The sequence below is a fragment of the Stenotrophomonas sp. CASM106 genome (genome assembly GCF_049384825.1).
GTDB lineage: Bacteria > Pseudomonadota > Gammaproteobacteria > Xanthomonadales > Xanthomonadaceae > Stenotrophomonas > Stenotrophomonas muris.
Window position 1 is genome coordinate 473,815 of sequence record NZ_JBMRFS010000003.1, and the last position, 19,230, is coordinate 493,044.

A 19,230-nucleotide genomic window follows, 5' to 3' on the forward strand; every position below is an offset into this window, starting at 1 on the left:
GAAAGCAATGAGCGGCCTGACCCAGAAGGACATCAGAATCCTCATCGATTATGCAGATGCCGGTAATCGTGAGCTGTACTGGAACTACCTGTCGCAACTGCCGGGTTCGGACGGCTACGGTACGCTGGCGCTAGGTGTGGTACGTAATGACAGTTTGCCTGGACGCGTGGCCAATGCCTACGCGCAAAGCCATGCCAGATCTCAGAATGACGAAGGTTCGCGCTTTCCAAATGCCGAGCTGAGCGAGCGCCAGTGGGAAGCATTCGGGCGGACACTGCTGCGGGAAGATCTGGAGCTTCGACAGGCGTGGATGGGAAACGGACGTGCGGATCTCGCGCTGAATCTGCCTGGCGCTGACGTCATGCTGGCTCATGACCGCGCTTTCGAGCAGCACAGACTGGACCCCAATTGCTGGACTCCTCGAGTGCTCCTGCAAGCCGCCTCGGACAAGAGCGGCCCCGCGAAGCTGGAGCAGATCTGGACCAACATGCTCAACAACGACTACGCCGGCGGCCCGCGCGTAGGCAACACCAGTGTCGATGCCATCAGCCAGATGGGATGGACGAAAGGCGGCCAGTACTTGACCCGGTTGAGCGTGCTGGAAGCTACCCAGGCATTGGAAGGACGCTCGGCGGTCGATCCGAACGTCATCGGTGGCAACAGCTACTACGCGATGTACTTCGAAGCGGACAGGAAGTGGGCCAGTGTCAGCGCGGGTGGCGGCCATATGTCGATGCGGGAGATCACTGACCCCGCCCGCATCGCTGAACTCAACGACGCGCGGGACGTTCGTCTGGAACGGCAGGAAAAACGTACCCAGTTCCACCCGGACGACCCGTACCGGACCATCACCCGCAGCCCGCTGACCGCAGCCGTGGACGACGTGCCGGATCCCGCGCAGGTAGCGACCCGTCTGGCCGACATTGGACCCGGCCACCGTGAGTACGCATTGATGCAGCAGGTGCGCGAAGGCGTGGCCGCGATCGATGCCGGCGCCGGGCGTACCCACGACGAGAACAGCGAGCGCCTGGTGGCGAGCGTGATGGCCTTGGCGCGCCACAACCAGCTCGAACGCGCCGACCATGTGCTGCTGAGCGCGCAGACTGCCGATCACCCGGCCGGCCGCAACGTGTTCGTGGTGCAGGGCGAGTTGAATGATCCGGCGCATCTGCGGGCCTCCATGCCCACGGACCGGGCGGTGCAGACGCCGGTCGAGCAGTCACTGCAGGCCCTGCAGGCAGTCGGTGCGGATCGTGAACAGGCACACGCGCAGCGCCAGCAGGAGGTCGATGCGCAGGCGCGCGACATCCCGGCCATGCGGATGGCCTGACCGGCCTCCCGGGTGAGCCGGTCACGGGCTCGGGTCTAAAGTGGTTTTCGCCTAGGCCTTTAAGCCTTGGGGCGCGGACCCTTCGTTCGCCTCCGCAGTTTTACCTATAATCGATTGGGAACTCTGCAATGGAATGCCCATGCACGTGATGTCCCCCGGCCGTTGCCTGACGCTTGCACTTGCCGTCGCGGTGAGTGCCGGCGCGTGTGCGCGGCCGCCGTCCACCGAACACGAAAGGAATCCCGCCATGTCCGGCGCAACGCAGACCGGCCGCACGATCAACGGCCACACCTATACCGATGCGCCCGTGGACGTGAAGCTCGGGCCGAACACTTTCCGCATTCCGGCCAACTACCTGGACAGCCAGATCGCACCGTGGCCCGGCGAGGGCGTGACGCTGGTCATCGAGTGGCCGGACATGAAGCCGACGCCGCCGGGTGCCCGGGCGAATCCGCGTACGAATGATTTCCGGAAGGAAATTGCTGTGGCGATCGACTACATCGATCGTGCGCCAATCGAAACATCATTGGAGCGATTGTCCTCCAACCAGGCATCCGCCGAGGAAGGATCGGTGGAGCGAGGGGATCCTCGGGATCGACTCGATCTGCGTATTGCGCGGCCCGACGTCATGGGACTGACGCCTTACGCCATTGATGAAACGAGGATGGGGATTTTCTCGAAGGAATACGAGGCACGCTATGGAAAACCGCCCACCCGTAATCCTGCCTATGAAGATGACTGGTACATCGCGCGCGCTCCCAACGGCAGCCTGACCACATTCATCAAATGCGAAAGCACGGCGTTTCGGGGGGATGGCGTTCGCCTGCAGGGCGATCAGGTCATCAGTGAGCAAGGGCAAGCCGCTGCGGGGTGCTTCCACTATTTCTCGGATGTGGAGAACAAGCTTTCCATCTCGCTGAACTACAAGCGGGCCTTCCTGGCGGACTGGAAGCGGATGGAAGATGCGGTGCGGGATCTTCTCGCGCGCTCCCGCGTCCGGCAGTGAGTGCATTCAGGAGCAGGCGATGGGCGGATTGACGCAAGAGAATCTCAGGATTCTGGCCAGCTATGCCAAGGCCGGAAACCGTGAGTTGTACTGGAACTATCTGTCGCAGCTGCCAGATGCGGATGGCTATGGCACGCTTGCGCTGGGTGTTGTTCGCAACGACAGCCTGCCAGGCCGCGTTGCAAACAGCTACGCACAGGATTACGCCCAAGATCAGGAAGGCAAGGGCTCCGGCTTTCCCGATGCGCAGCTGAGCGAGCGGCAATGGGAGATGTTTGGGCAGACGCTTCTGCGCCAGGACCTGGAGCGACGCCTGTTCTGGATGGAGCAGGGGCGTCCCGAATTTGCACTGAATCTTCCCGGCAAGGATGTAATGCTGGCACACGACCGGGCATTCGAACGGCATGAACTCGATCCGAACTGCTGGACGCCGCGCGTGTTGCTGCAGGCGGCTGAGCAGAAGAGCGGCCCCGCGAAGCTGGAGCAGATCTGGACCAACATGCTCAACAACGACTACGCCGGCGGCCCGCGCGTAGGCAACACCAGCGTCGATGCCATCAGCCAGATGGGATGGACGAAAGGCGGCCAGTACTTGACCCGGTTGAGCGTGCTGGAAGCCACCCAGGCACTGGAAGGGCGCTCGGCGGTCGATCCGAACGTCATCGGTGGCAACAGCTACTACGCGATGTACTTCGAAGCGGACAGGAAATGGGCCAGTGTCAGCGCGGGTGGTGGCCACATGTCGATGCGTGAGATCACCGATCCGGCCCGCATCGCTGAACTCAACGACGCGCGGGACGTTCGTCTGGAACGGCAGGAAAAACGTACCCAGTTCCACCCGGACGACCCGTACCGGACCATCACCCGCAGCCCGCTGACCGCAGCCGTGGACGACGTGCCGGATCCCGCGCAGGTAGCGACCCGTCTGGCCGACATTGGACCCGGCCACCGTGAGTACGCATTGATGCAGCAGGTGCGCGAAGGCGTGGCCGCGATCGATGCCGGCGCCGGGCGTACCCACGACGAGAACAGCGAGCGCCTGGTGGCGAGCGTGATGGCCTTGGCGCGCCACAACCAGCTCGAACGCGCCGACCATGTGCTGCTGAGCGCGCAGACTGCCGATCACCCGGCCGGCCGCAACGTGTTCGTGGTGCAGGGCGAGTTGAATGATCCGGCGCATCTGCGGGCCTCCATGCCCACGGACCGGGCGGTGCAGACGCCGGTCGAGCAGTCACTGCAGGCCCTGCAGGCAGTCGGTGCGGATCGTGAACAGGCACACGCGCAGCGCCAGCAGGAGGTCGATGCGCAGGCGCGCGACATCCCGGCGATACGGATGGGCTAGGGTCCCGGCCTGTCGCAGCTTCGCCGCACGCGGTCTTTGCAACTCGGTGCGCGGGCATTGCTAAGTTCGCTTGGCGACCGACGCGTACCAGCCGGGTAGATGTCCGCCTGGGTGGATGCCATTTCACCGCTGCGGTAGCCGCCCACTTTGGTGGGCATTCTGGCCCTGGCGCGCGGTGACGCAGCCGTGCCCACCAAGGTGGGCACCCACCAAGGCGATGTGGATTGGCATCCAGTACCGGGGCGCTACCTCGCCGGGGCGTCTGCCGTCTGCGCGGCCACCATGGCCTGCTGCATCTCCTTCAGCGACAGATAGCCATCACCATCGGTGTCCAGGCCCGCAAAGTACTTCGCAATCTCCGGCACCAACGTGGCTTCATCCTTGCTGATCCTGCCATCCTTGTTCGTGTCCATGGCACTGAACGCGGCGTCGATCGAATCGGCCTGCTTGCTGAAGCGCCCCTGCTGGAATCTGGTGTATTCGGCCTTGTCGACACGCCCATCCTTGTTGGTGTCCATCGCTGTGAACGTGGAATCGATGTAGGCCTGCTTCGGGTCAGCCGGCGCGGCCTGGGAGGCCAGCGGAGCGGCGCACAATGCGATCAACAGAGCGGTCTTCTTCATGGGTCGTATGTCCTTGAGATGTGCAGGTCAGCGGCAGGGATAGGTGTAGCCGTCGGCGCCGCGATAGGTATCGTTGCGGCGGTCATAATTGCCGTAGCGGCGAATGCAGTAGTCGGCGCGTTCGCGGGTCTCGCGTTCGCGCTTGGCGGCTGCGGCAATCACACCGGCCACGACGGCTGCGCCCACCACGCCCACCACCACACCGGTGGTCTTGGCATCGTGGCGGCGCTCACGTTCCCGGTCACGCTCACGCTCGCGTTCACGACGCTCCCATGCATCACGATCGCGGTCACGGTAGTCCTGGTCCCACTGCGGGTTGTAGCGGTTACCGCGTTGCGCATGGGCGTCGCCGGAGTAGGGCAACAGCAGCATCAGTTGTGCAGCCGCTGCCAGCAGCAGTGCGGTTCTTCCTGGTTTCAGAGACATCGTCCAGCTCCTGTGCGGACATTGTTGGTAGCTCCAGTAGAGCCCGCAGACATTGCGCGAACCTGCCGTCACTGCAGGTAACGTCACTGGCTATCGAACCAGTGCTTCGACCGGGTCCAGCTGCGCGGCGCGGCGTGCTGGCAGGAAGCCGAAGCCAATACCGATCAGGCTGGAACAGGCGAAGGCGGCCAGGATCGAATTGGCGGAGAACACCAGGCTGAAACCCACGTTGGCCAGCGCCAACCCTGCCCCCAATGCCAGGGCCACGCCGATGCCGAGCACGCCACCGAGCAGGCAGACCAGGACCGATTCGATCAGGAACTGTTGCAGGATGTCGCTGCGCCGCGCGCCCACCGCCATGCGCACGCCGATCTCGCGTGTTCGCTCGGTCACCGACACCAGCATGATGTTCATCACTCCGATTCCGCCCACTACCAGCGCGATGGCGGCGATGGAGCTGATCATCATGGTCAGGATGCCGGTGGTCTGTTCGATGGACTGGCGGATCTGCGCGTTGTTGCTCATGTAGAAATCGGTGCTGCCATGGCGGCGTGCCAGCAATCGTCCGATGGCGCGCTCGGCCGCCTCCATGCTGATGGCATCGGAGACACGCACGGTGATGCTGGAAACGTGGCTCTGCCCGAGCATGCGCGCCATGGTGGTGGTGTAGGGCAGCCACACCCGCAGCAGCGAGGCATCGCCGACCGCGCCGGCGTCCTTCTTCACCACGCCCACCACGCGCACCGGCACGTTGCCCAGCAGCAGGGTCTGGCCGATGGGATTGTCCACCGCAGCGAAGAAGCGGGCGCGGGTATTGGCATCGATCACCACTACCTGCTGGTAGCCGGCCACGGCGGCCGGGCCGAAGAAGGCACCTTCGCCCAGCTTCAGGCCATGCACGCGGAAGTACTGCTCGCTGACGCCCTGCACCTGCACGCTGGCCGAGCGGTTGCCGCGCAGCGCGGTGCCGGTGGTGGCCACGCCGGGTGTAGCGCTGTCCACGAACGGCTGCCCGGCCAGGGCCACGCTGTCGCCGGGGGTGAGCGTTTCCACCCGCGCCGAGTGCAGGTCGCCGAAGCCGGACCCGGGATAGATCTCGATGGTGTTGGTGCCCAGCGAGGAAATGTTGGACAGGATGGCCTGGCGCGCGCCGGTACCCAGCGCGACCACGGAGACGACCGACGCAATGCCGATGATGATGCCGAGCATGGTCAGGAAGGTGCGCATGCGGTGCGCGTTCATTGCGCGCAGGGCCATGCGTAACGCCTCCGTAAAGCGGTCACGCACCGCCTGCCAGCCGCTGCCACCGCCGCGCTGCGGCGGGGCCGCCGCTGACCCATCCGCGGCAGAGACCTTGCCCGTGGCGCGATCATCGACAATCCGGCCATCGCGGATCTCGATGATGCGATGAGCATGTTCGGCCATGGCCATGTCGTGCGTCACCAGCACCACGGTGTGGCCCTCGGCATGCAGCTCGCCCAGGATCTTCATCACCTCCCTGCCGGAGTGGGTGTCCAGTGCACCCGTCGGCTCATCGGCGAAGATCACCGCGCCGCCGTTCATCAGTGCGCGCGCAATCGAAACACGCTGCTGCTGGCCACCTGACAGCTCGCCAGGCAGATGCTGCATACGTTCGCTCAGGCCCAGCCGCGCCAACAGCTCGGCCGCGCGGGCGCGGCGGGTGGCCCCCGCCATGCCGGCATAGATCGCTGGCACTTCTACATTGCCCAATGCGGTCAGGTCGGTCAGCAGGTGATAGCGCTGGAAGATGAAGCCGAAGTGCTCGCGGCGTAGTTCGGCCAGTTCATCGGGCGACATCTGAGCGGTTTCGCGTCCGGCGATCTGGTATGCACCGGCGGAAGGGCGATCGAGGCAGCCGAGGATGTTCATCAACGTGGACTTGCCCGAGCCGGACTGGCCCACGATGGCCACCAGTTCGCCTGCGTGGATGTCCAGGTCCACGCCATCGAGCACGACCAGGGTCTGTTCGCCGGCCGCGAACTCGCGGCGGATGCCGCGTACGCGCAGCAAAGGGGCGGTGGTGGATGTGCTCATTTCGACGGCGCGTGTGCGGTAGCGGCTTCGTCCCGGGCCTGCGCCAGCACCACCTGTTCGCCCTCTTTCAGGCCGCTGCGTACCTCCACCTGGATCTGGTCGTCCAGCCCGATGGTGATGCGGCGCGCATGGGCGTGCCCGTCCGCGCCACGCACCTGTACGCTGTAGCTGCCATCGGCCGCGCGTGCACCGAGCGCAGCGGAGGGCAGCGTCAGTACGTTGTCGGCGCGACCCAGCACGATGCGCACCTGCGCGGTCATGTAGCTGCGCAGGCGGCCATCGGCGTTGGCGACGTCGAACTGCCCGTTGTAGTACATGGCGGTGCGGCTGCCACCGCCGGTCGCGGGTGAAGCAAGGGCGGAGGCGTCTTCCTGGGTGATCGATTCCGGAGCCGGGGCGATGTCGCGCAGCGTGCTCCTGTAGCGACGTCCCGCGTCGCCAAGAATGGTGAAGTACGCTTCCTGACCAACGGACGTGTGCACAACATCCGCCTCGGAGATTTCCGCGTAGACCGTCATCACGTCCTGGTTGCCCAGCATCACGATGGTCGGTGCGCTCTGTACCGCGTTCACGGTCTGCCCCTGGCGCGCCACCACGGCCAGCACGGTGCCGTCGGTGGGGGCGGTGATACGGGTGTACTCGAGGTTGGTCTGTGCGATATCCACGTCGGTCTGCCGCTGCACGATCTCACCCTCCAGCGCGGCGATCTGTTCCCGGGTGGCATCGACCTTGGCCTTGGCCGCATCGACGTCGGCGCGTGCCACCAACTGCGAGGTCACCAGCTGCTGCTGTCGATGCAATGTCAGCTCGAACTGGCGCAGGTCGGTGGCCAGCGCATCGCGGTTGGCGCGCGCGGTGCGCTGTGCTGCCTGCGCACTCAGCAATGCGTTGCGCTGGGTGCGCGAATCGATATCGGCAATCGGATCGCCGGCCTTCACCTTGTCGCCCAGCTTCACATGCAGGGCCTCGATGCGGCCGGATACCTGCGCGCCCACGCTCACCAGCCGCGAGGGCTTCAGTGTTCCGGTGGCTTCAACGACCTGTTCAATGTTGCCCCGGGTTACCGGTGCCACCTGCAGCTTCGGTGGTGGTACGGGCCGGAGCCAAGCGAAGAGTGCCAACGTTGTGCAGAGGAGTGCGGCAGCAATGATCAGCACACGGCGGCGGCTGCGCGGTGTGGCGCTCATCGGCGCGGCATCCGGAAGAGACAGGGCATCGTGGATCCTCGAGACTGTTGGAATGCACGCCTGGGGCGACAGGTGTGGATGGTGGTCGAGTCTCGATGCGCTGGATTGCGCGAACCTTGCGATGGTGCAGGCGTGTCAGTGGGCAATGCCCTGCGTGAGCAGTGCCATCGCGATGAACTGGATCATGCTACCGAGCGCCAACAGCACGTGGCGGAGGCGTTGCGCCGGCGTGGGCAAGGTCGAAAGGTGGCACAATGCGCCGACCAGCAGCACGGCGCAGACCGCAATCGGCAGCGTTGCGGTGGCGGCGATGATCGCGATGATCATCAACGTGGCAGCAAGCATCACGGTGGCTGCATGCGTATCCAGGGCCCGCAGCAGCGGGGGAGCCGGGCGCAGTGCAGCCCCTCGCCACACGACCAGCATGTGCAGTGCGGCATGCACGGCGACGAACACCAGCACGGCAGTGGCCGTTGCATGCGCGTGCCGATACGCGGAAGCCACCAGCGCAAGGCCGGGGAGCAGCAGGAACAGCGCGGCGAACAGGCGGATCAGCACGCCGGCCCGCTCGCGTTCGGGAATCATCCGCAGCCAGTGCGGCCAGTGTTCCAACCCACGCGTGCGGCCTGCATGCGCGCGGCAGTTCCATGCTGCGGCGGTCAGGCTGGGCGTATTCCGAGGCGGCGGGGCAGGGGGGGAAGAGGGCGGTGGAGGAGCTCCCTGTGTCACATGCAGGCTTCCTGTCAGTTCCGGACGCAGCACCTGCTGTGCCGCTCACCTGGATGCTGGGCAGCGAACATTGCCGCAACCTTGCGCATCAACCGCAGTCCTGGCGCGCGGACAGCCAGTAGTCATCCGCGCATAGTCATCCACGTGGAAGCGATGCGCTCAGTACTCCGGCGCCAATGCGCTGGTGACGCCTGGATGCACGGGGAACTCGACGCGGATCAGGGCGCCACCACCGGGCGCATCCAGAATCGTGACGTGGCCGCCGTGGCGGTCGATCACCTGCCGCACCAGGTTCAATCCCAATCCGGCGCCTGTCTGCCGGGGCCGCAGGCGTTGGAAGGGCTCGAACACGCGTTCGCGCTGGTCGACCGGAATGCCGGGTCCATCGTCTTCCACCTCAAGGCAGCTGCCCTGCACGCGCACGATGATATGACGTCCACCGTGCTCGGCGGCATTCAGTACCAGGTTGGAGAGCACCCGTTCGATGGCACCGGACTCGCCCAGCACCGGGAAGTTCGGTTCCACTGCCACGGCGACCGTCTTGTCGGACTGGATCAGCAGGGGGGCCAGATCGGCGACGACCCGCTTGGCCACGCGGGCCAGGTTGAGGGAGTCCTTCGGTCCATCGGCTTCCATGCGGTGCAGGTCCAGGAGCTGCTCGGCAAGCGTTGCCAGCCGAGCGACTTCCACCGCCAGGCTGCGTGAGGTGGAATCGTCGGTGGCATCGATCTTCACCCGCAGGATGGCGATCGGTGTACGCAGCTCATGGGCGGCGGCGGCGATGAAGCGGCGCTGCCGTTCGTGCCCTTCGTCCAGTCGGTCCAGCGCTTCGTTCACCGCGGTCACGAGGGGGGCGATCTCTACCGGTACGGCGGTCTCTGTCAGACGGATGCCGCGACGGCTGGCAGAGATGTTGCGGGCTTCCTGCGCGATGCGCTCCACGCCAGCCAGGGCGCGGCGCACGATGATCGGGGTCAGGATGATGGTGGCCAGGCCCAGCAGCAGGAAGATCGGCAGGGTGATGATGTGTGCGGCCAGCGCCATCTGCCAGGTCAGCGAATCGGTTTCGCCATGGGCCATGATGGTCAGCTTGCCGGCCGGACCGCTGTGCTGGCGTATCACCACGGCCAGGCCGTCGTTGCGGCCGCGTCCGCGCAGGTCGCCATAGGGAATGCCGTCGAGGGCGCCGACCAGCGAGGCGTAGGCGGGCGGAACGTGGCCGAATGTCACATGTTGGCCCTGCTCATCCTCGGCGATGAACCACGCGCCGGGGACGATCTTCAGCAGCTCGTCCAGCGCCGGCGTGCGTTCCACATACAGCTCGCCCTTGCTGTCCCGACGAACGGCCTCTGCCGCCACCGGGGCGAAGGTCTGGATGGTGTAGTAGCCGCCGCTGTCGACACGCACCAGCACCATCAGCAATGCGAAGAAGGCCACCAGCAGTGCGAGCAGCTGGTAGATCAGGGTTTTGACGATCAGCGGGCGCTTCAGTGAGGGACGAAGCGCCATTACTTCGTTTCCCGCATCAGATAGCCGACACCGCGGATGGCATGGATTTCCACCCCCGCATCCGCGTCGGCCAGCTTGCGCCGCAGGCGTGAGACATGCGAGTCCAGCGTGTTGGAATGGATGCCGTCGTCGAAGCCGTACACCGCCATCTCGATGGATTCGCGAAGCACGGTGCGGCCCAGCCGGCGGGCGAGGGCCGCCAGCACGCGGATCTCGCGGCGCGGAAGCTCCAGTCGCTGTCCGCCCACGCTGGCTTCGCCCGAGGTGGGGTCGAACAGCAGCCGGCCGATGCTCACCGGCTCCACCTGCATGCCGCTCGGCCGGCGCCCGGCCGCGCGGATCCGCGCGAACAGTTCTTCCAGCGCGAAGGGCTTGGCCAGGTAGTCGTCGGCGCCCTCATCCAGGCCGGCGATGCGGTCCGGCAACTGTCCCAGTGCGCTGAGCACGATGATCGGCACCCCCGGATTGCGCCCGCGCAGCACGGGAATGAGCCCCAGCCCGTCACCATCGGGCAGGGTGCGGTCCAGCAGCACCAGGTCGTGTGATCCGGAAAGTGCTGCTTGGCGGGCCAGTGCCAGGGTGCTGGCCAGGTCCACGACGTAGCGCTCCCGCTGCAGGGCAGACTTCAGGGTGGCAGCCAGTTCGGCTTCGTCTTCGATCAGCAGGATGTGCATCGGCAGGCGTCAGGCGGGAAGGAGGCATAAGGCGGGCGGCAAGCGCCGGCACCGTATTACAGGAACATTGCGTGAACATGGCGTTCCTTCGGGGCCTGCCGGTGACGCCGCAACACCCGCTGCGGCGCGGGCCGCCCGGCGCAAGGTTCGCGCAATCCGCGCACTCCAGCCTTGGCGCCCGTTCGCTGATCCCCAACCCCTGGAGTGCCCATGAAGTTGTTCGTCCCGCTGTTGCTGGTTGCCGCCTTGAGTGGCTGCACCACTGCCAAAATGACCGTCACCCCCGATGGCCGCCGTGGTGTTTCCATCGACTGCAGCGGTTCCAGTTCCTGGAGTGGCTGCTACGAAAAGGCCGGGCAGATGTGCCCAGGCGGCTATGTGGTCTTCAGCAAGGATGGCGATGAAGGAAATGCCATCGCGGTGGGCAACAGGAACGGCTTCACCTCTACCCAGATGGCCACCCGCTCGATGCTGGTGTCCTGCTCGCACTGACCTGGGCAGGGGAGGTGGGTTGCCACCTCCCCCTCGATATCCAATACAACGATGCCCCTCGAAAGGGGCATTGTTGGGGGTTACGGCGCTGTCTTCGCTTGTCGCGGATCGGCAATGATGCGCGAGGGCGATCCATACAGCACCAGGACCCGCATGCCGGTGGTGAACACCGGATCGGGGCCCTGCACAACCGTCATCAGGTTGCCGTTCTCCGTCTGCACAACATATTCCAGGCCCTTGGCCTGCGAGAGTGCGCGTTCGGAGGCTGCACCGGCAATAGCTCCGACCACGAGGCCGCCAATGGCACCGATGGCCGCCCCCTGGTCGCTGCCACCGATGGTGGAGCCGGCCCCACCGCCAGCCGCAGCGCCGGCAACGGCACCACCGCCCTGTGAACCGTCAATACTGACCGCGCGGACGCTGATGACCGTACCGCCGACAGTTCGATTGACCTGTCCCACTGAACCGATGGAATAACTGTCCGTACGCACATTTGGCGCGCAGGCCGTCAGCATCGCAGCAACGGATGCAGCCACCAGCAGGCGCTTCATGGCGCTTCCTGCTTGTTCGGGAACATCGGCTTGGTAATGTCCACGGTTTCCAGCGCCTGCAGGAACTGGGCGATGTTGTTCTGTGCTGAGCGGCTGATCGACTCGCGGGCACGGATTACCCCTGCGAAGGCATAGTTGAACGGAACTTCGCCGGATGCGCTGACATCCTGGGTGTAGACGATGCTGCCGGTTGCACGATCGATCAGCTCGTAGCGGGCGATCGTCTTGGTGGTCATTGATGCACCGAAGCTGGGAATGTCGATCGCCAGAATCTTCACCGACAGGCTCAACTTCACCGGTGCATCGTCGCGGAACACCGCCATCTTATTGAGCGCTTCGGTCAGCGCGTTCTGCCACATCTGCGGCACTTCGTGCTGGGCCTGCGCGGGAATCTTGCCCTTGGCCTCATCCGGACGTGCCAGCGTGACCGTCAGCGACTTCAGTTCGCCATCAATCTTCTTGCTGCTGACCCCGACGTTCGGGACCGAGAAATTGAGCGGCGGATTGGTGGTACAACCCGCCAGCGACACGGCGATGATCGCCGCGAACAGGAACTTCTTCATCCATTTTCCCCTGTGACTACGTTGAAACATCCATGGTGAATCGTATGTTCGTCGGCAACGTCGATGCTGCACCGCAGCGGTCGCATGAAGACGTGGCTGACTGCGCGCAAGGATACCTGAATTGGGGTGGTCTACCGTCCGGGCAGGCGGCACGCTGGCACGAGATGCCGGCGACGCAGGTGGCTCCGCTCAGAAGCTGTAAGCCGCCTGCACATACACCCGCCGCGGCTCGCCCGGGAAATGCCCGTTGCGCTCGATGAAGCCGCTGGCCGCGTACACCTTGTCGAACAGGTTCTTGACGTTGGCCTGGAACTGCCACTGCTTCCACGTGGTCTTCCAGCTCATGTCGAATACCGTGTATGCCTTGACCGCCTGCCCATCCAGGCTGACACGCTCGCCCACATGGTCGGCGCCGAAGCCGATGGCCGAGTTGATCGACGGCAGGTCGTAGCGCGTCCACACGCCGAGCTTGTTGCGTGGCGCATTGGCGAAGCGGTCGCCGGAGGCATTGGTGATGCCGTTCGGTCCGGCATCCTTCACCCGTGCGTCGTTGTAGGCGTAGGTCAGGTTCACCACCCAGCGCTCGGTCACGTCGGCCAGCAGGTCCAGTTCCATGCCCGTGCTGCGTACCAGGCCCAGTGCAGCGAGTTGGTTTACCCCGCCGATCACCTCGCCGGTGGCCTGCACGATGTTGCTGCGGTCGATGCGGTAGGCCGCCATGTTCAGGGTCACACGGTCGGCCAGCAGGGACTTCAGACCGACTTCCCATTGCCTGCTGCGCTCCGCGTCGAACGGTCCGCCGGCCGCCGGGTTCTGGTTGGTGGCACTCTGCGGCACGAAGCCGCTGGCGATGTTGGCGTACAGGTTCACGCCGTCCCGGACGGTAAAGGTACTGCCCAGGCGCCAGCTGAGATCGTTGCCATCCACGCTGCCGCCACCCATGCGGTCCTGATCCTTGAAGCCATCCCAGCGCAGCCCGGCCAGCACATGCCAGCGCGCGCCCAGTGCCAGCTCATCCTGCAGATATCCGCCGTAGCGCTTGCTGCGGGTGGCGGTGCTGCGCCAGGGCAGAGCGGCCAGGTTGTAGTCATGCCAGGTGCTCGCGCCATAGACCGGGTTGAACAGGTCAATGCCCCGCACCGGGCCGGCGCCGCGTGCCAGGTCGGCGCTGTTGGCGGTCTGCGCGGTGAAGTCGGCGTCGAGCTGGTACACGTCGGCGCCGAACAGCACCTTGTGTTCGATACGGCCGGTGTTGATCCGCCATACGGCATTGCCGCTGGCGGTGAAGGCAGTGTTGTCACGGATCTGGTTGCGCAGCTGGCGCGTCATCCACTCGGCCACGCCGTCGCGGTCACGATCAATCAGCCCCATCGGCTCGTGGTACATCTGGTGCTCGTTGTTGCTGAACCAGCGCGCAGCAAGGTCCACGTCCAGGTTGTCGCGCGGTGCGAAGCGATACTGCGCCAGTGCGACCTTGGCGCGCATGTCGAGGAAGTCACTGGCCTCGTTGTGGTTCCAGCGGCGGTCGGTCAGGAAGCTGCCGGCATCGTTCACCGGCACGCCGCGCAGGCGGTTGCCGCCCAGGTTCTGGGTGATGTCGGTGAACTGCAGCACCAGTTCGCCGGTCTGGCCGACATCGAAGGCCAGCGAGGCATCGCCGATCACGCTTTCGCTGTCGGCATTCCAGCGCACGCCCTGCTCGCTGTCGGCATACAGGCCGGCGCGATAGCGAATGCTGCCGCTGGCATTCAAGGGGCCGGTGCCTTCGATCGATCCGGCGCGGAAGTCCTTGTCGCCTGCCTGCAGCTCGATGCGGCGTTCGGCGCGCGCCTTGGGCTTGCGCGTTACATAGTTGATGACACCGCCCGCATCACCACCGCCGTACATCGCACCGGCCGGACCTTTCAGTACTTCCACGCGTTCGATATTGAACAGTTGCGGCACCGAGAAGCCCGCATAGGGATCACCACGCAGGCCGTCGTAGAGAACGTTCTCCTGGCGGAACCCGCGCAGGGTGACGCCGGCATAGCTGAAGAAGCTGATGCCGCTGATGCTGCGGTACAGATCGGTGACCTGGCGCGCGGCCTGGTCGTCGATCAGCTCGCGCGGCACGACCTGGATCGACTGCGGCACCAGTTCCAACGGGGTATCGGTGCGGGTGCCGACGGCCGCATCGTTGGCACGGTACAGGGTCTGCGCGCGGCCGCGGACTTCGACCTTGTCCAGGTCCTTCAGGGTGTCAGCGGAGGCCTCGGAGGCCAGTGCAGGCGTAGCCAGGGAAAGGGGCAGCGCCAGGCAGAGGGCGTGCTTGAGCGGGGTTGGAAGCGGCATGAGGGGGTCGGGGCGGGCTACAAATGAGAAAGATTAGCATTTGCAATGCTTCGTGACCTATCCCCCGAGTGCGCTATGGACGCAGGCCCGGGTCGGTATATGGGGTGCCGGCCAAGCCCACCAGCACGCCGGTGCCACCGCGCACGATCAGCTGCAGCATCGCTTGGCGCGGATCCTCGCCCCTCTGCTGGCTGGCCAGTCCACTCTCATAGGCGGCCACCATCGACGCCAGCAGCATGGCTGCGCCCAGGCGTGCCTCCGCGTCCTGCGCGGGCCGACCGGCCGCGTCGGCCATCAGCTGGGCCAGGTCGTCGGCCAGCTGTGCCTGCAGCCGTCGCGCGTGCGCCACCAGCACCGGACTGTCGGCCACGGTTGCCCAGAAGGCCGCTGCACCGGAGTTGATCCGTAACAGCGGATGGCCGCTGTCCAGCAGCTCCCGCACCAGCGATTGGAAGGCGGCCAGCGGGGCCATGCCACGGCGCGCCGCCATGCCTTCGCGAAGCAGGGTCCGGGCCTCCTCATCGCGGTCGAACACCAGGTCTTCCTTGCTGGCGAAATAATTGAAGACCGTCTTGCGCGAGACCCCCGCCGCATTGGCAATCTCGGACATGGACACGGCTTCGAAGCCGCGGCGGATGATCAGTTCGGTGGCGACGTCCGAAATGGTCTGTCGGGTCTCGGTCTTGCGCTGCTCGCGGCGGCCCCGGGGCGGGATCATGGGCGGTTCACTGGTGGAAACGTACACCGAGTGTAACATTGGCGTCGCCAGAGCGCCGGCCCGGCGCTCACAGGGAAATCCCATGCTGTACGACGTCGTCATCGCCGGGGCCGGCCCGGTCGGCCTGTTCCTGTCGTGCGAGCTGGCCCAGGCCGGCTGTTCGGTCCTGTTGCTGGAGCAGGCAGCGTCGCCCGAGACGCCCTTGAAACGCCTGCCCTTTGGCTTGCGCGGCTTGAATGCGCCCACCCTGGAGGCCCTGGATCGACGTGGCCTGCTGGATGCGGTTGCCGCCAGTCAGGTGCTGAAGCCGGACAACGGCGCACCGCCGCCCGGCACCGCCCATTGGCTGGCGCAACCGCGGCCACTGGGCGGCCACTTCGCCGGCATTCCTTTTGCGCTGGACAACGTGGACAGTGCGCGCTGGCGCCATCGCCTGCCGACGCCGGTGCCCACCCAGATGGCGGTCGAGCTGCAGTCGCTGGAGGCGGTGCTGGCCGAGCGTGCGGTGTCGCTGGGTGTACAGATCGAGCGTGGCTGCACGGTGCAGGCGGTGCACGCACGCGAAGCACAGATGGTGGTCCAGACCGGTCGCGGGCTGATGCGGGGCCGCTGGCTGGTCGGTTGCGATGGCGCCCGCAGCACGGTACGCAAGCAATCGGGGTTCGTGTTCGCAGGGACGGCGCCGGAGTTCACCGGGCACACGCTGCAGGTCGAACTGGCAGACCCGTCGGTGCTCGTCCCGGGGCGTCAGTTCACCGAACACGGCATGTGCAATTTCAATCCGCCGGGCATGCTGGCGCTGGCCGATTTCGACGGTGGCGCCGGCCATCGCACGCCGCTGGACCGGCACACCGCCCAGGCGCTGCTGCGGCGTGTGTCCGGGCGAGAGGCAACGATCACGGCGTTGCATCTGGCCACCACATGGACCGATGCCGCGCGCCAGGCCACGGCCTATCGCAGCGGCCGCGTGCTGTTGGCCGGTGATGCCGCGCACATGCATTCGCCGTTGGGCGGGCAGGGGCTGAACCTCGGCATCGGCGATGCGATGAACCTGGGGTGGAAGCTGGCCGCGGTGGTGCGAGGTGATGTGGCAGAGTCGCTGTTGGACAGCTATCAGGCTGAGCGCCATCCGATCGGCGCCCAGGTGCTCGACTGGTCACGTGCGCAGGTGGCGTTGATGCGGCCAGGCCCCGGGTCGCGCGCGCTGGCGGCGGTCATCGCCGACCTGGCCGCGACCCGCGACGGTGCCACCTATCTCGCCGAGCGGCTGTGGGGTGTGGCACCGCCACCGGTGCTCGACGGCAGCCATCCGCGGGTTGGCCGAAGCGCACCGGACGTCCAACTGGCTGATGACCGTCGGATGGGAGAGCTGCTGCGTGCAGGGCAGGGCGTGCTGCTGGGGCTCGATACCGGCGATTCGCTCGGTCCGATCATTGAGCGCTGGCAGCGGTCGGTCACCTGCGTGATGTCTACGGCGCGCGACACGCTGGGACTGGGCGCCGTGCTGGTCCGCCCCGACGGTATCGTCGCCTGGGCCTGCGATGCTGGCGGTGACACGTCGGGGCTGGAGCCTTCGCTGGAACGCTGGTTCGGTTCGCTGCGGTGACCGCCCGCTAGGGCGACGCTACCACGGCCTGCGCGCAGCGCCCGGCTTCGGTCATCACCGAGGCCAGCTGCTTCAATGAGTAAGGCTTGCGCAGCAGGGTGAAGCCATGGCCAGGGTCCCGGGCCAGCAGTTCGCTGTAGCCGCTGGTAAGGATCACTGGAAGCCCAGGCAGGCGGCTGCGGATGGTACGGGCCAGATCCAGGCCGTTCATGCCAGGCATCACTACGTCGCTGAACACTACATCGAAGCGGGAGGCATCCCGTTCGAGCTCCGCCAGGGCCTCGTCCGCATTGTGCGCAAGTACCACGTTGTAATCGAGCTCGCGCAGGGCGCCGACGGCAAATTCGGCCACATCGACGTTGTCTTCCACAACCAGCACGCAGACACCGTGACCATGCTGCAGCCCCGGTAGCGTCGCCGGCCGTTCCGTCATTTCTCTCGCCTGCGCCAGCGGCAGGTACAGGGTGAAGCGGGTACCGGCGCCCGCCTGGCTCTGCACGTCCACCTCGCCTTCCGACTGCTTGACGAAGCCGAACACCTGGCTGAGGCCGAGGCCGGTTCCGGCGCCGACGCTCTTGGTGGTGAAGAAGGGCTCGAAGATGCGGTCGACGACGGCGGGGTCGATGCCTGCTCCGGTGTCGGTCACGCTGATCGCGGCGAAGTCGCCCTTCATCGGCGCGGCGAAGCGCACCGAAGGCACCGCGGTTACCTGCTCCACCTCGATGGTCACCCTGCCGTGTCCCTCGATCGCATCGCGCGCGTTGACCGCGATGTTGATCAATGCAGTGTCCAGCTGGGTCCGGTCCAGCAGCACCGGCAACGGCGTGCCGGGCAACGTCAACGACACCTGGATGCGTGCACCCAGTACCGTGGTGATGATGTCCGAAAGCGCGTGCACGCTCTCGCAGAGATCGAAGACCTCCGGCGACAGGCTCTGGCGACGCGAGAACGCAAGCAGTTGCGCGGTCAGCTTGGTGGCGCGGTCCGAGGCTGTGGCAATGGCCTGGATGTAGCGGCGCCGGGTGTCGTCTGACGGCCACGTGTGCAGGAGCATGTCCACCGAACCGGTGATGACCTGCAGCAGGTTGTTGAAGTCGTGGGCCACACCGCCGGTGAGCTGGCCGATCGCCTCCAGCTTCTGCGACTGGCGCAGCTGCTCGCGGGCGCGCACCAGTTCCAGATGGGCCTCCCGCGCCTGCTCGGTGATCGCCGCGACCTGGCGGCTGTGCAGGTCGCGCTCGATCACCCGTTCGGTCTGCTCGCTGACCACGCACAGGATACCGGCGACACTGCCGCAGCCGACGCGCAGCGGTGAATAGGAAAACGTCCAGAAAGTTTCGCGCAGCGTGCCGTCGCGATCCATCATCAATGGCAGGTTCTTGAAGCTGCGGCTGGTGCCGGCAAAGGCGTCGTCGACGGCATGCACCACGTCCGGCCATACGTCCGCCCAGACATCCTCCAGACGGTTGCCCATCGCGCCGTGCAGCTTTTCCCCCAGCATCGGCAGATAGGCATCATTGAAGAAGAACGCCTTGTCTTCCTTGCCCCAGGCAAGCCACAGGGGTTCCGGCGAATCCAGGATCATCGCCAGCAAGGTGCGAAGTTCGGCGGGTGCGCTTGCGGCAGTGGCCGAGCGGGCCCAGTCACTGTCCTGCAGCAGTCGGTAGGCGAGCTGATCAGGTGCAGAGACTGGCAGGGGAAAAGGATGCATGGCCGCCATTGGCGCAGGGAGGTGGCGCAGCATAGCCGAGCGCATGTCATGATGCCCTGCACACCCTCGGCATGAAGGGCCTCGCCACTTCGCCGTTGACGTGGCAGGGATGCACCCTTTGTTCAGCAGGTTGCCGCTATCGCGGCGCAGCGCGGAGGGAGGCGAAGCTGGCCTGATCGGCGGGTCTAGCCCTTACGACCTGCCTGCGCGGTGAGCGCATCCCGGCCAGCCTCGGTCAGATCGATATCCCCGTCTTCCGCCTGTACCGCCCATCCGGCGGTCACCGCCCACGTTGCGGCATCGCCGCGCACCGGCTCTGCAGCGGCGATTGCCTGGAGTATTTTCCGCTGTTCCGCAGTCATTTCCACGTGGCGGCC

The 19,230-nt window shown here is 65.8% G+C and carries 18 protein-coding genes; 5 read left to right on the forward strand and 13 right to left on the reverse strand.

The genetic code is table 11. The features are described from left to right. Positions 1-7: 7 nt before the first annotated feature. The 3 genes from VG556_RS09560 (at position 8) to VG556_RS09570 (ending at position 3,678) form a co-directional block, all read left to right on the forward strand. The gene (locus VG556_RS09560) at positions 8-1,330 is read left to right on the forward strand and encodes an XVIPCD domain-containing protein (protein WP_100450285.1); all 1,323 of its coding nucleotides are present in this window, start codon (positions 8-10) and stop codon (positions 1,328-1,330) included. Between the two features lie 139 nt (positions 1,331-1,469). Next, positions 1,470-2,336: a hypothetical protein gene (locus VG556_RS09565; protein ID WP_053451569.1), complete on the forward strand. Its 867-nt coding sequence runs from the start codon at positions 1,470-1,472 to the stop codon at positions 2,334-2,336. 19 nt (positions 2,337-2,355) lie between these two features. Next, positions 2,356-3,678, forward strand: a complete 1,323-nt coding sequence (locus tag VG556_RS09570) for an XVIPCD domain-containing protein (RefSeq protein ID WP_100450284.1) — start codon at positions 2,356-2,358, stop codon at positions 3,676-3,678. 245 nt (positions 3,679-3,923) lie between these two features. Here VG556_RS09570 and VG556_RS09575 read toward each other — a convergent pair whose 3' ends face one another. The 7 genes from VG556_RS09575 to VG556_RS09605 all read right to left on the reverse strand — a co-directional run bounded on the left by VG556_RS09575 (position 3,924) and on the right by VG556_RS09605 (position 10,881). Continuing rightward, complete coding sequence (locus tag VG556_RS09575) at positions 3,924-4,301, reverse strand: EF-hand domain-containing protein (protein ID WP_014647601.1); 378 nt, start codon at positions 4,299-4,301, stop codon at positions 3,924-3,926. Between the two features lie 27 nt (positions 4,302-4,328). Next, a complete protein-coding gene (locus tag VG556_RS09580; RefSeq protein WP_014647600.1) occupies positions 4,329-4,727 on the reverse strand; it encodes a hypothetical protein in 399 nt (132 codons plus the stop codon). A 90-nt stretch (positions 4,728-4,817) separates the two neighbouring features. After that, positions 4,818-6,782 carry a MacB family efflux pump subunit gene (locus VG556_RS09585; protein WP_100450283.1) on the reverse strand — a complete coding sequence of 655 codons (1,965 nt, stop codon included), beginning with the start codon at positions 6,780-6,782 and terminating at the stop codon, positions 4,818-4,820. Next, positions 6,779-7,969, reverse strand: a complete 1,191-nt coding sequence (locus VG556_RS09590; RefSeq protein ID WP_046431376.1) for an efflux RND transporter periplasmic adaptor subunit — start codon at positions 7,967-7,969, stop codon at positions 6,779-6,781. The genes VG556_RS09585 and VG556_RS09590 overlap by 4 nt, the downstream gene beginning before the upstream one ends. Positions 7,970-8,104: 135 nt before the next feature. Continuing rightward, entirely contained in the window at positions 8,105-8,581 is a 477-nt protein-coding gene (locus VG556_RS09595; protein ID WP_234413064.1) for a hypothetical protein, read from the reverse strand. A 276-nt stretch (positions 8,582-8,857) separates the two neighbouring features. Continuing rightward, the gene (locus VG556_RS09600; protein WP_049419057.1) at positions 8,858-10,207 is read right to left on the reverse strand and encodes a sensor histidine kinase; all 1,350 of its coding nucleotides are present in this window, start codon (positions 10,205-10,207) and stop codon (positions 8,858-8,860) included. Further along, on the reverse strand, positions 10,207-10,881 hold the full coding sequence (locus VG556_RS09605; protein WP_014647595.1) for a response regulator transcription factor: 675 nt from the start codon (positions 10,879-10,881) through the stop codon (positions 10,207-10,209). The genes VG556_RS09600 and VG556_RS09605 overlap by 1 nt, the downstream gene beginning before the upstream one ends. 210 nt (positions 10,882-11,091) lie before the next feature. On the opposite strand from VG556_RS09605, the gene VG556_RS09610 reads away from it, so the two are divergent. Continuing rightward, on the forward strand, positions 11,092-11,373 hold the full coding sequence (locus VG556_RS09610; protein ID WP_032957412.1) for a hypothetical protein: 282 nt from the start codon (positions 11,092-11,094) through the stop codon (positions 11,371-11,373). A gap of 80 nt (positions 11,374-11,453) precedes the next feature. Here VG556_RS09610 and VG556_RS09615 read toward each other — a convergent pair whose 3' ends face one another. The 4 genes from VG556_RS09615 to VG556_RS09630 form a co-directional block, all read right to left on the reverse strand. Continuing rightward, a complete protein-coding gene (locus VG556_RS09615; RefSeq protein ID WP_100450282.1) occupies positions 11,454-11,924 on the reverse strand; it encodes a hypothetical protein in 471 nt (156 codons plus the stop codon). Continuing rightward, positions 11,921-12,487 (reverse strand): UDP-N-acetylglucosamine acyltransferase, encoded by a 567-nt coding sequence (locus VG556_RS09620; RefSeq protein WP_032957416.1) that lies wholly within the window; start codon positions 12,485-12,487, stop codon positions 11,921-11,923. The genes VG556_RS09615 and VG556_RS09620 overlap by 4 nt, the downstream gene beginning before the upstream one ends. A gap of 189 nt (positions 12,488-12,676) precedes the next feature. After that, entirely contained in the window at positions 12,677-14,818 is a 2,142-nt protein-coding gene (locus VG556_RS09625) for a TonB-dependent siderophore receptor (protein WP_111144182.1), read from the reverse strand. A 73-nt stretch (positions 14,819-14,891) separates the two neighbouring features. Continuing rightward, positions 14,892-15,536 carry a TetR/AcrR family transcriptional regulator gene (locus tag VG556_RS09630; protein WP_100450280.1) on the reverse strand — a complete coding sequence of 215 codons (645 nt, stop codon included), beginning with the start codon at positions 15,534-15,536 and terminating at the stop codon, positions 14,892-14,894. Positions 15,537-15,618: 82 nt separating this feature from the next. On the opposite strand from VG556_RS09630, the gene VG556_RS09635 reads away from it, so the two are divergent. After that, positions 15,619-17,142, forward strand: a complete 1,524-nt coding sequence (locus VG556_RS09635; protein WP_049408532.1) for an FAD-dependent monooxygenase — start codon at positions 15,619-15,621, stop codon at positions 17,140-17,142. Positions 17,143-17,149: 7 nt separating this feature from the next. On the opposite strand, the gene VG556_RS09640 is transcribed toward VG556_RS09635, so the two are convergent. Continuing rightward, positions 17,150-18,853, reverse strand: coding sequence for a hybrid sensor histidine kinase/response regulator (locus tag VG556_RS09640; RefSeq protein WP_041864224.1), 1,704 nt, complete (start codon positions 18,851-18,853; stop codon positions 17,150-17,152). A 185-nt stretch (positions 18,854-19,038) separates the two neighbouring features. Further along, positions 19,039-19,215, reverse strand: coding sequence for a hypothetical protein (locus VG556_RS09645; RefSeq protein ID WP_219634421.1), 177 nt, complete (start codon positions 19,213-19,215; stop codon positions 19,039-19,041). Between the last annotated feature and the right edge of the window lie 15 nt (positions 19,216-19,230).

Bases quoted from the DNA above. Each gene is read 5' to 3' on its own strand.
- VG556_RS09560 (WP_100450285.1), top strand. From the start codon at position 8: ATGAGCGGCCTGACCCAGAAGGACATCAGAATCCTCATCGATTATGCA.
- VG556_RS09565 (WP_053451569.1), top strand. From the start codon at position 1,470: ATGCACGTGATGTCCCCCGGCCGTTGCCTGACGCTTGCACTTGCCGTC.
- VG556_RS09570 (WP_100450284.1), top strand. From the start codon at position 2,356: ATGGGCGGATTGACGCAAGAGAATCTCAGGATTCTGGCCAGCTATGCC.
- VG556_RS09575 (WP_014647601.1), bottom strand. From the start codon at position 4,301: ATGAAGAAGACCGCTCTGTTGATCGCATTGTGCGCCGCTCCGCTGGCC.
- VG556_RS09580 (WP_014647600.1), bottom strand. From the start codon at position 4,727: ATGTCTCTGAAACCAGGAAGAACCGCACTGCTGCTGGCAGCGGCTGCA.
- VG556_RS09585 (WP_100450283.1), bottom strand. From the start codon at position 6,782: ATGAGCACATCCACCACCGCCCCTTTGCTGCGCGTACGCGGCATCCGC.
- VG556_RS09590 (WP_046431376.1), bottom strand. From the start codon at position 7,969: ATGAGCGCCACACCGCGCAGCCGCCGCCGTGTGCTGATCATTGCTGCC.
- VG556_RS09600 (WP_049419057.1), bottom strand. From the start codon at position 10,207: ATGGCGCTTCGTCCCTCACTGAAGCGCCCGCTGATCGTCAAAACCCTG.
- VG556_RS09605 (WP_014647595.1), bottom strand. From the start codon at position 10,881: ATGCACATCCTGCTGATCGAAGACGAAGCCGAACTGGCTGCCACCCTG.
- VG556_RS09610 (WP_032957412.1), top strand. From the start codon at position 11,092: ATGAAGTTGTTCGTCCCGCTGTTGCTGGTTGCCGCCTTGAGTGGCTGC.
- VG556_RS09615 (WP_100450282.1), bottom strand. From the start codon at position 11,924: ATGAAGCGCCTGCTGGTGGCTGCATCCGTTGCTGCGATGCTGACGGCC.
- VG556_RS09620 (WP_032957416.1), bottom strand. From the start codon at position 12,487: ATGAAGAAGTTCCTGTTCGCGGCGATCATCGCCGTGTCGCTGGCGGGT.
- VG556_RS09625 (WP_111144182.1), bottom strand. From the start codon at position 14,818: ATGCCGCTTCCAACCCCGCTCAAGCACGCCCTCTGCCTGGCGCTGCCC.
- VG556_RS09630 (WP_100450280.1), bottom strand. From the start codon at position 15,536: ATGATCCCGCCCCGGGGCCGCCGCGAGCAGCGCAAGACCGAGACCCGA.
- VG556_RS09635 (WP_049408532.1), top strand. From the start codon at position 15,619: ATGCTGTACGACGTCGTCATCGCCGGGGCCGGCCCGGTCGGCCTGTTC.
- VG556_RS09640 (WP_041864224.1), bottom strand. From the start codon at position 18,853: ATGCATCCTTTTCCCCTGCCAGTCTCTGCACCTGATCAGCTCGCCTAC.
- VG556_RS09645 (WP_219634421.1), bottom strand. From the start codon at position 19,215: ATGACTGCGGAACAGCGGAAAATACTCCAGGCAATCGCCGCTGCAGAG.